The organism is Marivirga tractuosa (assembly GCF_042140215.1).
Lineage (GTDB): Bacteria > Bacteroidota > Bacteroidia > Cytophagales > Cyclobacteriaceae > Marivirga > Marivirga tractuosa_A.
This window is the reverse complement of the sequence record NZ_CP159478.1, coordinates 4,309,902-4,323,492: the sequence shown is the minus strand read 5'-3', so window position 1 is coordinate 4,323,492 and position 13,591 is coordinate 4,309,902. Positions and strand designations below refer to the sequence as shown.

Here is a 13,591-nt window from a genome sequence, read left to right as displayed (position 1 = left end):
GGTAATTCGGCATCTGATTTTGATGTTAAAATCACATTATTGGCTATCATTTTCCTGAAGTTGTGACCTATTGCCATCAACAAAAACTCTAATTCTACTTTTTCTAATCCTGAAAATGTAAAACGGTTAAATTTATTGTTGCTTTTTAATTGACCAAACACAGCCTCTGGCTCTATTGGTCTTTTACTTCTGTGCTCAAGTCCTTTTTTGCTTGTTAAGTTTTCTCTGGCCTGCCGTTTTAGAAGGTTTAATCTGTGGTTTACCTCTATTCTTCTGTTACCTATAGCCTTATGGCAAGATGTTCTCAATGGACATTGCTCGCATCTTTTTGCTTGGTAGTAAGCGACTTTAGACTCATAACCGTTAGTTGAAGTGCGTTTCCCCTCTCCAATTTTTTCCATTCTTTGCCCCATGGGGCATACGTGAAAATCTTGCTCGGCATTATAGAAGAGGTTTTGTGGAAGAAACGGGTTGTTCTTCATCTTTTTCTTTTGCTCTTTATGGAAGTAATTATACTTCACGTAGGCTTCAACACCTTTTTCTTCAAGCATTTCATAATTTTCCTCGCTGCCGTATCCTGCATCGGCCACTATTTCTTTACTCTGTTTATGGTAGAGTTCTTCAAAACCGGTCAAATGTGATTTTAAAGTAGTGGTGTCACCAGGTGTTTGATGGATGGAAACATGGGTGATAAACTGATTTTCTGTTGATATTTGGGAGTTATAAGCAGGCTTTAATTGGCCGTTTTTCATGTGGTCGTCTTTCATTCTCATGAATGTGGCACCCTTATCGGTTTTGCTGTAGGATTTTCGCTTGTCCAATATTTCCAAGTCCTTTTCATACTTCTCTAACTTTGGAAGATGCTCCTCTTGAAGCTTTTGCAGTTCTTTGGCAACTTTCTTTGATGGCTCCTTTAGTTTTTTGTTGAGTAGCGAAAGTCTTTCCTTTAACTCCTTCGAATCAATTTTTTGGGGCAATTCCTCCTTATTGACTTCTTGATTGTCTGATAAAATACTCCTTTCAATATCCGATAGAACGCTATTGATTTTTGTTTCCAGCTTGTCTTTGTACTTTTCAACCGAGCCCCGCCAAACAAAGGTGTATTTATTCGATTTAGCCTCTATTTTTGTTCCGTCAATGTACTGGACATCAAGGCTGACATACCCCATTTCCACCAGCATTTTCACTACCTCTGCAAATAAGGTCTTGATCGAGTCTTTTAAAATTTTACCACGAAAATCATTGATCGTCCTGAAATCAGGAGTTGAATTTCCCGATATAAACATAAAATGAATATTCTCATGGAGTGCCTTGGCTATTTTTCTACAGGAATACACATTGGAGAGATAACTGTAAAATAAAACCTTGATCATCATCCTGGGATGATAGGCCGATGTCCCACCTCCTTTGTACTTCTTAAGAATGTCGCTGATATCCAATGAATTGACCACCGAGTCAATTAAACGGACAGGATGATTTTCAGGGATTTTATCAAAAATGTTTACTGGAAATAATTCTGGGCAATTGCCTGTTTGATTTTTAAAAACTATCTTAGCCATCGTTGTATTTTGTACGACTCTAAAATAATATTTTTAGAGAAAATCAACAAACAAAAAAGGGTGTCTCGACTTTTCGGACACCCTCTATAATTGAACTCACATCAGCAGGATAGAGCGCTGTTATTTAATTACTTACAAAAATAAAAACAGCGCTTCTGTAAAAATATTTCAAAACAAATTTGGTTAAGTCAAAATCAAGTCTCTATATTTGTAGCATCATATCGGTTTCGACCGATTTATATAGATGAGGTGAGAGAACAGGCTCGTTGACCCTCTGGCAACCCCCAATCAATTTGGAAAGGTGCCAATTCCTGCCCAAGGAAGGGAAATATAAAACGGTAAAACAATGAACAAACTGAAAACTTACATCTCGCACAATCTCCAAATTGATTTACACGATCAATCATTGGAATACATGTCTATTTCAAAATCCAATAATCAAATTAGCATTTGCTGTTGTAGCAACTGCTGTTGTTGATTTCCAATTTAAGTTTTTGGGGATTGAATAGAATTTGCAAAGGATAGAATCCTAAGCAATTTCAGAATGCCTTTTAAAAGCTTTTCCAACTCAATTTTTGTCAAACTTAATTTCCCTCTGCGGGAAAACTATAACCAATACTTTTATGTCTCAACATTTCGAAACTCAGGCTATCCGTACGCAAGCTGCCCAAAGTGGCAACAGAGAACATGCTGTGCCGCTTTATCTGACTTCTTCCTTTACTTTTGATAATGCTGAACAAGCAAGAGCACTTTTCAATGATGAAGAAGAAGGCAATATTTATTCCCGATTTTCTAACCCCAATAGTTCAGAGCTGATTGATAAAATGACTCGCTTAGAAGGCTTGGAAGATGGTTTTGCCACAGCAACCGGTATGGCGGCAATGTTTGGAAGTATGGCGGCATTGCTCCAACAAGGCGATCATATTTTGGCGGCCAGGTCATTATTTGGTTCCACCCACCAATTGCTGACGCAGATTTTTCCCAAATGGGGCATTTCTCACACTTATGCGGATATCAGCAGAACCCATGAATGGGAAAGCCTGATTAAGCCGGAAACCAAAATTATTTTTGTGGAAACACCTTCCAATCCCGGATTGGAAATTATTGATTTAGAATGGTTGGGGAAATTGGCGGAAGCGCACAAATTGATTTTAGTGGTGGACAACTGTTTTGCTACTCCCTATTTGCAGCAACCCGCTAAATGGGGGGCGCATATTGTTTCCCATAGTGCCACCAAATTTATTGATGGACAGGGAAGGGTTTTGGGTGGCTTGATCCTGGGTTCCAAAGAATTAATTAAAGATGTGCGCTTTTTTAGTCGCCATACAGGCCGGCCATTTCTCCTTTTAATGCTTGGGTGCTTTCCAAAAGTCTGGAAACCCTGGCAGTGCGCATGGATAGGCATTGTGAAAGTGCCCTGAAAATTGCGGAATATTTGGAGGGACATACTGAATTAGAAAGCGTGAAATACCCCTTCTTGAAATCGCACCCTCAGTTTGATTTAGCCAAAAAACAGATGCTTAAAGGAGGCGGTATTCTCACTTTTATTGTGAAAGGCGGAGGTGAACGATGTAGCAAATTTGTCAATAATCTGCAAATGCTTTCGGTTACTTCCAATCTTGGTGATACTCGTTCGATAGTGACGCATCCTGCCACGACTACGCATAGCAAACTAAGCGAGGAGGAAAGGCACAGAGTGGGAATTGCCGATGGACTGATCCGATTGTCGGTGGGTTTGGAAAATGTGAATGATATAATTGAAGATATTGAACAAGCACTAAAAGCTTCAAAACAATGAAAATAAGGATAGCAAATAAGATCTGTTTTATGATGTGTTGCAAGGCTCCTCCGGATGCTGCATGATATCGCTATATCCAAATTATAGTGCCTCTTGCAGAATTCGAACTTCAGCAAGAGGCATTTTTTTTACACAAAAATTTAAAATTATGACAACATTATCTGAAAATTCAGTACTACCTAAGCTGGCAAAAAAAGACATAGCTGAGCTTCAAAACAAAATTGAACTCTTTCGATCTGGTCAGATCGATGAAGAGAAATTTAAAGCCTACCGATTAACACGTGGGATTTACGGACAAAGGCAACAGGGCGTACAAATGTTCCGACTGAAAATTCCTGCGGGAAGAATCACCACCGATCAATTAAGAACAGTTGCGGATCTATCAGATCAATATGCAACCGGTAATTTACATTTGACCACAAGGCAGAACATCCAATTTCATTATGTCAAACTAGATGATTCACCTGCAATTTGGACAGCACTAGAAGCTTCCGGTTTAACAGCAAGGGAAGCTTGTGGAAATACGGTTCGGAACATCACGGCCAGTCATAAGGCAGGAATCGATCCGCATGAACCCTTTGATGTCACGCCTTATTTGGATGCGGTCTTCCGGTTTTTTCTTAGAAATCCGATTTGTCAGGAGATGGGCAGAAAGATTAAAATTGCTTTTTCTTCCAGTGAAAAGGATACAGCTTTTGCTTTCATTCACGATTTTGGATTTATCCCGATCTTGAGAAAAAATGGAAAAGAAGAAGAAAAGGGATTTCGTGTTTTAGTTGGAGGTGGATTAGGCGCTCAAACAATTCTGGCGCAGGAGTTCTTTGAATTTCTTCCTGAAAATAGATTAATCACTTTCCTGGAAGCAGCATTAAGAGTTTTTGATCGATTTGGCGAGCGAGAGAAAAGAATGAAAGCCAGGCTGAAATTCCTTATCAAGAAAATTGGACTGGATGAATTTAGGAGATTGGTAGAGGAAGAAGAAAAAGTACTGCATCCTAAGCCATTGGATTTGAATCCTAGTGTGATTACTGAAGCAAAGCCAAAGAAAATCTATTCCAGCTATGATGTGCAAGATCAGTGGGCATATCAGCAATGGTTGGATTCCAATGTTTTTGAGCAAAAGCAGCAAGGTTATTTTGGAGTTTTGGTAAAAGCGCCTTTGGGCGATATAGATCATATAACCGCCAAAAAGCTAGCGGATGTGATTGATGAATTTGTAGGCGGTGATTTGGTCATCAGTGTATATCAGGGATTGGTCATTCGATTTGTCCGAAAAAATGCTTTGCCGGTTTTATTCGAAAAATTGGGGGAGCTGGGACTAAATCAATCCGGTGCGGAAAGCTTTGCCGATATCACGGCTTGTCCCGGAACGGATACTTGTAATCTGGGCGTGACCAATAGTACCGCTTTGGCGGATATTTTGGAAAAATTCTTATTGCAGGAATTCCCACATCTGGCGCATAGCAAACTGATCAATACTAAAATCAGCGGATGTATGAATGCTTGTGGTCAACACATGATTGCCGGTATTGGCCTTCATGGAAGTTCCATCAAAAACAAGGGAAAAGTAGTGCCTGCCATGCAAGTGGTTTTGGGTGGTGGACTGCGATCTGATGGAACAGGCTTGGCTGCAGAAAAGGTCATCAAACTGCCAACCAAAAGAATTCCGGAAGCTTTTAGGGTTTTGCTAAATGATTATGAAGCTAATGCTAAGGGTGCCTTTTATCCAGATTATTTCAGAATGAAAGAGAAAAAGTACTTCTATGATTTAGTGAAGCATTTGGGTGATTTGACCGACATCAAAGATGAGGATTACATCGACTGGAACAGAGATCAGGAATTTACCCCTGAAATTGGCTTGGGCGAATGTGCCGGAGCCAGTTTTGATTTGGTCAGTACCATTTTCAAAGAAGCAGAGGAAAAATTGGTGGATGCCTACGAACAATTGCAGGAAGACCGGTTGGAATATGCTTTATACAACAGTTATAATGTATTGGTCACCACGGCTAAAGCCCTTTTGCTGGCGGAAAATGTGCAGTGTAATACGCAGGCAAGCATTATAGCAGATTTTGATGTGCATTTTGTGGAGACCGAAAAAGTGAAGCTGGGAAGCTCATTTGCTGATTTGGTTTACCAGATCAAATCACAAAAACCAACTGAGGAATTTGTGCAGCACTATCTAAAATCAGCCCATCAATTTTTGGAAGAAGCCAAGAGTTTGAGAGGAATAGCATCAACAGAAAAGAAAGTCATTAATCATTTTTATAAAGCTTAGCTAAGCGACCATAAAATATATAATCATGGAAAAGAAATTAAGTCTAGTAGGAGCAGGCCCGGGAGATCCGGATCTGATCAGCGTGAAAGGCATCAAAATATTGGCACAAGCAGATGTGGTATTGTATGATGCCTTGGTGCATCCTGAATTATTAAATTATGCTCCCTCAAAAGCCTTAAAAATTTATGTAGGAAAGCGGGCGGGTAAGCACAGTTATAAACAGGAAGAAATCAATGAGTTGATTATTGAGCATGTGTTTAGCCATGGGCATGTGGTGCGCTTAAAAGGCGGAGACCCTTTTATTTTCGCAAGAGGAAAAGAGGAAATTGATTATGCCGAGAGCTTCGGGATTAACACTCAGGTAGTGCCTGGCATTTCCAGCATCAATTTGGCCGGAATGTACGGACTCCCTTTAACCACCAGAGGCATAAATGAAAGCTTTTGGGTGGTGACGGCTACCACCAAAAGCGGAGAATTATCGCAGGATGTGGCTAAAGTAGCCGAAACTACTGCTACAGCCGTTTTTCTCATGGGTTTAAGAAAAGCTGCGGCCATCAGCACTGCTTATTCATTGCAAGATAAAGCGGATCTGCCTGCAGCCATTGTCTCCAATGGCTCGCTGGCAAATGCAAAGGTTTATCGGACAACGGTAGGACAATTAGCGCATACCATTAGCGAGCAAAAAGTGGCTTCTCCCGGAATTATCTTAGTGGGGGAGTCGGTAGCACAGCAAAATGATTTTACCACCATCAAAAATATAAAACAGCATGTCACAGCGATCTGAAGAAAACCATTTGTTCCCAGTATTTCTAAAGCTGGATAAAATCCAAACGCTGGTAGTGGGTGGAGGATATGTAGGCTGGGAGAAACTGGGGGCTTTATTAAAAAATGATCATAAAGCCAATGTGAAAATAGTGGCGCCAGAAATCAGGCAAGAGATCAGGGAGATAGCAGCGGTTCGCTCCACCATTGAGCTGGTGGAAAAGGAATATGATCCAAGCGATTTGGAAGGCATTGATTTGGTGATAGGCACCACTAATTTTTATGAGGTGAACCAGCAAATTTATCGTGATGCCAAGGCAAAAGGAATTTTGGTGAATGTGGCCGATACTCCCGAGCTATGTGATTTTTATTTGGGCAGCACGGTCAAGAAAGGCAATCTGAAAATCGGGATTTCCACCAATGGGAAATCGCCCACCTTTGCCAAAAGACTCAGGGCAATTTTGGAAGAAGTGCTGCCCGCTCATACAGATGATATTCTGCAAAACCTGGCAGCAATCAGAAAAGGCTTAAAAGGTGATTTTGAAAAGAAAATGGAGGTGCTGAATGAGATCACCGCCTCTTTTGTACATCATAAAAAGGAAAATTGATATGGACAGTATCAAGGGATTTTCGCAAGTTGATTTTGAAAACTATTCCATAGAAGAAAGGGTGCGCTGGGTGTTCGATCATTTTGCAGAAGATGAGATTCTGATGACTTCCTCTTTTGGGAGTTCATCGGCCTTGCTTTTGCATTTGATTCATAAAATAAGCCCCCAACACCCGATTTATTTTTTGAACACAGGCTATCATTTTGAGGAAACCAAAGCCTATAAGGATAAACTGCAGGCACAGCTGGGCTTAAATGTGAAAACCATAGGCGCTCCGGAAAATAAGCATCGCTTTACGGAAGAAAATTATACTTATCAGCACAATCAGGATTTATGCTGCTTTATTAATAAGGTGGAGCCCTTGGCAGCATTGCGCGAATCACATAAAATATGGTTGTCAGGCTTGTTCAAATACCAGAACGAGAACCGCAAGAACCTGACTTTTTTCGATCAAAAGGAGGATATTTTAAAGGTCTATCCGCTATTGGATATGACCCCAGAGGAGGTACATGCCTATTTTTTCATACACGAACTGCCCAGCCACAAATTAGTGGCAAAAGGCTATAGCTCCATAGGCTGTACGCATTGTACGGCAAAAGGAAATGGCAGGGAAGGAAGATGGGCTGGTAATGCTAAGGTTGAGTGTGGGATTCATTTGTGAAGAGAATGAGCACAACATTTCCAAAGTTCTGAACTTTGGAAATGTTAAAAAAGCAAGAGATTCAGCAGTTGCAATAGTTATATATTAATGCTGTTGTATTTCCTTTTGTTTGGTTTTTGTACGGTTGAATTAATTACAGAGACTTCCTGATCCAAACCTTTTCAAGATGTAAGAAATCAGTGATTGTCGAAAAGCAACTTTTCCGTCCTAATGCGCTGATAGAGCCGGTCATGTAACAAGCTGTGATAACTTCCCGTAATTTTTATTGACCCATTTTTTAATAAAATGCTTTAATGATGACTAACTCTTTTAAATCCTGTTTGCCTTTAAAATTCATCGTTTTATTCTTTTTACTCCCATTTGCATTAACCACGGCAATAAAAGCACAAGGTGAGAATCCTATTTTTCCATGGAATGCTGAATTACGACTTGGAGCAGCAGTTCCTACTGGTGACCTTGCTGAAACAGTAGATATAGGCGCTAATATAGGAGCTAGATTTGGATACTCGTTAAGAGAAAGATTGATGATTCGAGGAGATGTAGGAGCTGAGTTTTATCAAGCTGAACTATATTCCGACAACCGTCAGTTGTGGAATTACTCAGCAGGCGTAGAATACCTGTTTACGGATAAGGGGGTTACGGAATGGCGACTGGCCGGATTTGCAGGCATGGGAGCGAGTACCCTTACGGGTGAAGACTCTCCAGAATTGCCTGAAACTTACTTTTCTTTAAATTATGGAATGAAATTTGGAAGAGGAATTACGGATAATACAGACTGGTTTATAAATGTGATGGGACGCACAGTTTTTGCAAATCCAAATGATAATACCAGTACGGGTATTTTTACCACTATACCGATTAGTGTGGGTATCAACCATAGATTCAATCAAAGCGATAAGTCAATTAAAGACAAAGTGGAGCAGCCACCGAATTAAATTGGCTTTAATTTATTCTTATTTTGTCTATATTATAAAGCAAGATTTACGGAAATGTCAGATATATTAATGTCTGGAAATTTAATTGATCTGAAATGCTGTAGACTAAGATATTATAATCCACCATTTTAAATGACTTGTCTTGTGAACATTACGAAGCATATTCACTTTTTCATTCCCAGAGCCATCAATTTCCTCGAGAGTGCGCTAGAATTACATTACATCAACTTTTGCACATCTTTATACTTCCAGATACGTTTTCTAAGATTCATTCTTCTTAAATAAGTTTTATTACCAAATAAAATATTTTTTTCAAATATAGTATGCATGCATACTATATTTTTGTATATTTGAATTCTATGAAAAGAGAAGAATCCATCGACTACAATATAAAAGCAGCCTGGCATGCCATTTCACGCATGTATAACCAGCAAGCTGTCAAATACGGAATTACTACTTCCATAGGTTTTGTATTATTAAATATCAATACAAAAGAAGGAACTCCCGCTACTAAAATTGCCCCGCTTATGGGCTTGGAAAGTAGGAGCCTAACACGCATGTTAAAAAGCATGGAGGAAAAAGGGCTTATCTATAAAAAGCCTGATCCGGAAGATAAACGCTCTGTTAGAATCTTTTTAACAGACTTGGGAGTAGAGAAAAAAGCCATTTCAAGGGAAACGGTAAAAGCTTTCAATGAAGAGGTGTTCAATACTATTGAACCTGAAAAATTGGAAGCTTTTTTTGATGTTATTCATAAAGTGAATGACATAATCGATAAAAATGAGATTTACAATACTAAAGAATCAATTCATTAATTTTTTAAAATTTAAACCACAGCGACTAAATGAAACGAAACATTAAAAAAGTAGCCGTTTTAGGTTCGGGGATTATGGGATCAAGAATCGCCTGCCACTTTGCCAATATTGGTGTAGAGGTGCTTTTACTTGATATAGTGCCTTTCGAACTTACGGATGCCGAAAAAGAAAAAGGTCTAACCAAAGAGGATCCACAAGTGAGAAACCGCATTGTGAACGAGGCTTTTGAATCTACCTTAAAAGGGAAGCCCGCTTCATTATATCATAAAGATTTTGCTAATAGAATTTCACTTGGGAACTTCGATGATGATATGCACAAAATCAAAGACTGCGACTGGGTATTGGAAGCCGTTGTTGAGCGACTGGATATCAAAAAGCAAGTTTTTGAGAATGTTGAAAAACATAGAACTAAAGGAACCATCATTTCTTCTAACACTTCGGGTATCCCTATCCATATGATGTTGGAAGATAGAAGTGAAGATTTCCAAAAACATTTTATTGGAACTCACTTTTTCAACCCACCTCGTTACTTAAAACTATTGGAAATTATTCCTACGCCTAAAACTGATCAGGAAATCACTGATTTCTTAATGCACTATGGTGATTTATATTTAGGTAAAACCACAGTTTTATGTAAAGATACTCCTGCCTTCATAGCTAACAGAGTTGGGATTTACGCCATTTTAAAGGTTGTAGAATCTATGCAGAAGTTAGGTATGAACATCGATGAGGTGGACAAACTAACAGGTCCAGTAATTGGTCGTCCTAAATCTGCCACTTTCAGAACTTCTGATGTAGTAGGATTGGATACTTTAATTAAAGTGGCCAACGGATTATATGACAACCTTCCAAATGATGAGGCTAGAGATACTTTCAAATTGCCTGATGTAATCGGGAAGTTAGAAGAAAACAAATGGTTAGGAGATAAAACTGGTCAAGGCTTTTACAAAAAGACCAAAAAAGACGGAAAAACCGAAATCTTGACTTTGGATTTGGATTCTATGGAATATAAGCCAAAGACTAAGCCGAAATTTTCTACGCTTGAATCCACTAAGCAAATCTCCAATTTAAAAGAGAGATTCCCTGTATTATTGGGAGGAAAAGATAAAGCAGGTGAATTCTACCGAGATTCATTCTATGGTTTATTCAAATATGCTTCGAACAGAATTCCTGAAATTTCTGATGAATTGTATAGAATTGATCAGGCTATATGCACTGGTTTTGGTTGGGAAATTGGTCCTTTTGAGACTTGGGATACTTTAGGTGTTAAAAAGACGGTTGAGAAAATGGAAGAAGCAGGTTATAAACCAAATCAATGGGTTTATGATATGATGGATTCCGGAGCGGACTCTTTTTACAAAGTAGAGGCAGGTCAAAAGCAGTATTATGATCTTGATAGCAAGAAATATGTGAATATCCCAGGTACTGAGGAATTCATTATTTTGGAGAACTTAAAAGAAAGCGGAAAAGAAATCTGGAGCAATGCCGAAGCTGGAATCATTGATTTAGGCGATGGGGTAATTAACGTTGAATTCCGTTCTAAGTCTAATACTTTAGGTGGTGGAGTTGTAGAAGCCATCAATAAAGGGATTTCGCTAGGCGAAGAAAAATATAGAGGTGTTGTGATTTCTAATGAAGGTTCAAACTTCTCATTAGGAGCAAACCTTGGAATGGTTTTCATGTATGCGATCGAGCAAGATTATGATGAATTGGATTTTATGATTCGTCAGTTCCAGCAAACCATGATGAGAGCCAGATACTCAGCCGTTCCGGTTGTAGTTGCACCTCATAATATGGCATTAGGTGGAGGTTGTGAACTTTCCATGCATGCCGATCACGTTCAAGCATCTGCTGAAACTTATATAGGATTAGTAGAAGTTGGGGTTGGTGTAATTCCTGGCGGTGGAGGTACAAAAGAAAATGCCCTTCGCGTTGCGGACAGATACCAAGAAGGTGATGTAGAATTAAATGCTTTACAAAATGCATTTATGAATATCGCTATGGCTAAAGTAGCTACTTCTGCTTATGAAGCAAAAGAGATGGGGATTTTAAGACCTTCCGATGGAATCAGCATTAACAGAAGTCGTCAAATTGCAGATGCAAAAGCAGCAGCAATCAGATTAGCAGATGCCGGTTACACTATGCCAGTTCAAAGAGAAGATATAAGAGTTCAAGGTAAAACTGGAATCGCACTTTTCAAAGCGGGTATCGCTGGAATGAAGATGGGTAAATACATTTCTGCACATGATCAAAAGATAGCTGAAAAGTTAGCTTATGCGATGTGTGGTGGAGATTTATCTTATCCCCAGGAAGTTTCAGAGCAGTATTTACTGGATTTAGAAAGAGAAGCATTCTTGTCTCTATTAGGAGAGAAGAAAACATTAGAGAGAATCCAAGCAGTATTGCAAGGAGGTAAACCACTTAGAAATTAATTGACAGTTGACATTTAACAATTGACAAAATGGAAAGGGGATATCTTAAATTGACTGTATATCAAAAAGCTTTCAAGCTTGCGATGGAAATTTTTGAATTGACCAAAAGTTTCCCAAAAGAAGAAAGGTACTCTTTGACTGATCAAATAAGAAGAAGTTCACGTGCTGTTGCTTCGGCAGTTGCTGAATCATATAGAAAAAGACAATATGAAGCTTATTTTGTAAATAAAGTTTCTGATGGCGATATGGAAAATACTGAGACTCAAACTTGGTTAGATTTCGCCTATTGTTGTAAGTATGTGATTAAAAGTAAGTATAATGAATTGATGGATGAAAGTATTCAAGTTGGCAAAATGTTAAATCATATGATTGAACATCCCGAGAAATACAGAAGAAAATCAAGCTCATAATACATTGGATTGCAATCAAATTGTCTACTGCCGATTTATCGGTTTGTCAATTGTCAACTAGTAAGTTAAGTGTAAAAAAGTTAAAAATTTTAGAAACATTAAATCAAAGAACTAATGGATGCATATATAGTAGCAGGATATAGAACGGCAGTAACAAGAGCCAAAAAAGGAGGCTTTAGATTTTACCGACCGGATGATCTAGCTTCCGATGTAATCAAACACCTTGTTTCTCAAGTAGAAGGTGTGGAAAATAAAATGGTAGATGACCTAATTGTAGGAAATGCTGTGCAGGAAGCAGAGCAAGGAATGCAAATGGGTAGAATGATTTCACTTTTAGCCTTAGGTAAAGAAGTACCAGGCATGGTCATCAATAGATATTGTGGATCTGGATTGGAAGCTATCAATATAGCAGCTTCAAAAATCCAAGCAGGTTTTGCAGATATCATCATTGCGGGTGGTACGGAATCAATGTCTATGGTACCGATTATGGGGTATAAAACAGCCCTTAATTATAAAATCGCTACCGAAACTCCTGATTATTACACTTCAATGGGATTAACAGCAGAGCAAATCGCTCAGCAGTGGAAAATATCAAGGGAAGATCAGGATGAGTTTGCTTACAACTCTCACATGAAAGCCCTTCAGGCACAGAAAGATGGTAAATTCGATGATGAAATCGTGCCCATCAATGTGAAAGAAACTTATGTGGAAGATGGCAAAAAGAAAACGCGTGATTTCACTGTAGATAAGGATGACTGAAGAGCCGGAACCAGTACAGATGCTTTAGCTGGGCTAAGACCAGTTTTTGCTCAAGGAGGTTCTGTAACCGCTGGTAATTCTTCACCAACCAATGACGGAGCATCATTTACGATGGTGATGTCAGAAAGAATGGTGAAAGAGTTGAACGTAAAGCCGATTGCCAGAATGGTAGGTTTCGGTGTGGCTGGAGTTGAACCTAGAATCATGGGTATTGGACCTGTAGAGGCAGTTCCAAAAGCCTTGAAAAATGCAGGCTTGAAACTGAATGACATAGATCTGATCGAATTAAACGAAGCTTTTGCGGCTCAATCTTTAGCGGTAATTCGTGAACTAGATATAGATCAAAGTAAATTAAATGTAAATGGTGGAGCAATCGCCTTGGGTCACCCATTAGGTTGTTCAGGTGCAAAACTTTCTGTTCAGGTATTAAATGAATTGAAAAGAACCAACGGAAAATACGGTATGGTGACCGCTTGTATAGGTGGTGGTCAAGGTATTGCCGGAATCTATGAAATGATGTAGGTCAGTAGTGAGTATCAAGTATCAAGTGGCTAGTATCTTGAAAAGTTGCTAGCTC

8 protein-coding genes, 3 pseudogenes and 1 riboswitch are annotated in these 13,591 nt (G+C 39.0%); of the genes and pseudogenes, 10 read left to right on the top strand and 1 reads right to left on the bottom strand.

Going from position 1 to position 13,591, the window contains the following annotated elements:
- Positions 1 to 47 precede the first annotated feature (47 nt).
- Positions 48 to 1,559, bottom strand: a pseudogene (locus ABWH96_RS19255) (IS1182 family transposase); the annotation flags it as partial.
- Between the two features lie 233 nt (positions 1,560 to 1,792).
- Positions 1,793 to 1,896: riboswitch (SAM riboswitch) on the top strand.
- A gap of 286 nt (positions 1,897 to 2,182) precedes the next feature.
- On the opposite strand from ABWH96_RS19255, the pseudogene ABWH96_RS19250 reads away from it, so the two are divergent.
- The 10 genes and pseudogenes from ABWH96_RS19250 to ABWH96_RS19205 all read left to right on the top strand — a co-directional run bounded on the left by ABWH96_RS19250 (position 2,183) and on the right by ABWH96_RS19205 (position 13,536).
- A pseudogene (locus ABWH96_RS19250) lies at positions 2,183 to 3,357 on the top strand (trans-sulfuration enzyme family protein).
- A 148-nt stretch (positions 3,358 to 3,505) separates the two neighbouring features.
- The gene (locus ABWH96_RS19245) at positions 3,506 to 5,632 is read left to right on the top strand and encodes a nitrite reductase (protein ID WP_375579121.1); all 2,127 of its coding nucleotides are present in this window, start codon (positions 3,506 to 3,508) and stop codon (positions 5,630 to 5,632) included.
- Positions 5,633 to 5,657: 25 nt separating this feature from the next.
- Entirely contained in the window at positions 5,658 to 6,416 is a 759-nt protein-coding gene (gene cobA / locus ABWH96_RS19240; protein ID WP_375579120.1) for a uroporphyrinogen-III C-methyltransferase, read from the top strand.
- On the top strand, positions 6,400 to 7,002 hold the full coding sequence (locus ABWH96_RS19235; RefSeq protein ID WP_375579119.1) for a bifunctional precorrin-2 dehydrogenase/sirohydrochlorin ferrochelatase: 603 nt from the start codon (positions 6,400 to 6,402) through the stop codon (positions 7,000 to 7,002). The genes cobA and ABWH96_RS19235 overlap by 17 nt, the downstream gene beginning before the upstream one ends.
- Before the next feature lies 1 nt (position 7,003).
- Positions 7,004 to 7,663 carry a phosphoadenylyl-sulfate reductase gene (locus ABWH96_RS19230; protein WP_375579118.1) on the top strand — a complete coding sequence of 220 codons (660 nt, stop codon included), beginning with the start codon at positions 7,004 to 7,006 and terminating at the stop codon, positions 7,661 to 7,663.
- A gap of 293 nt (positions 7,664 to 7,956) precedes the next feature.
- On the top strand, positions 7,957 to 8,598 hold the full coding sequence (locus ABWH96_RS19225) for a hypothetical protein (protein WP_375579117.1): 642 nt from the start codon (positions 7,957 to 7,959) through the stop codon (positions 8,596 to 8,598).
- A gap of 359 nt (positions 8,599 to 8,957) precedes the next feature.
- Entirely contained in the window at positions 8,958 to 9,413 is a 456-nt protein-coding gene (locus ABWH96_RS19220; RefSeq protein ID WP_375579116.1) for a MarR family winged helix-turn-helix transcriptional regulator, read from the top strand.
- Positions 9,414 to 9,442: 29 nt separating this feature from the next.
- Positions 9,443 to 11,845, top strand: coding sequence for a 3-hydroxyacyl-CoA dehydrogenase NAD-binding domain-containing protein (locus tag ABWH96_RS19215; protein WP_375579115.1), 2,403 nt, complete (start codon positions 9,443 to 9,445; stop codon positions 11,843 to 11,845).
- Positions 11,846 to 11,874: 29 nt separating this feature from the next.
- A complete protein-coding gene (locus ABWH96_RS19210; protein WP_375579114.1) occupies positions 11,875 to 12,255 on the top strand; it encodes a four helix bundle protein in 381 nt (126 codons plus the stop codon).
- A gap of 114 nt (positions 12,256 to 12,369) precedes the next feature.
- A pseudogene (locus ABWH96_RS19205) lies at positions 12,370 to 13,536 on the top strand (thiolase family protein).
- Positions 13,537 to 13,591 lie beyond the last annotated feature (55 nt).

Excerpts from the sequence above, each read along its gene's own strand:
- ABWH96_RS19225 (WP_375579117.1), top strand. The coding sequence starts at position 7,957 with ATGATGACTAACTCTTTTAAATCCTGTTTGCCTTTAAAATTCATCGTT.
- ABWH96_RS19245 (WP_375579121.1), top strand. The coding sequence starts at position 3,506 with ATGACAACATTATCTGAAAATTCAGTACTACCTAAGCTGGCAAAAAAA.
- ABWH96_RS19235 (WP_375579119.1), top strand. The coding sequence starts at position 6,400 with ATGTCACAGCGATCTGAAGAAAACCATTTGTTCCCAGTATTTCTAAAG.
- cobA (WP_375579120.1), top strand. The coding sequence starts at position 5,658 with ATGGAAAAGAAATTAAGTCTAGTAGGAGCAGGCCCGGGAGATCCGGAT.
- ABWH96_RS19215 (WP_375579115.1), top strand. The coding sequence starts at position 9,443 with ATGAAACGAAACATTAAAAAAGTAGCCGTTTTAGGTTCGGGGATTATG.
- ABWH96_RS19210 (WP_375579114.1), top strand. The coding sequence starts at position 11,875 with ATGGAAAGGGGATATCTTAAATTGACTGTATATCAAAAAGCTTTCAAG.
- ABWH96_RS19230 (WP_375579118.1), top strand. The coding sequence starts at position 7,004 with ATGGACAGTATCAAGGGATTTTCGCAAGTTGATTTTGAAAACTATTCC.
- ABWH96_RS19220 (WP_375579116.1), top strand. The coding sequence starts at position 8,958 with ATGAAAAGAGAAGAATCCATCGACTACAATATAAAAGCAGCCTGGCAT.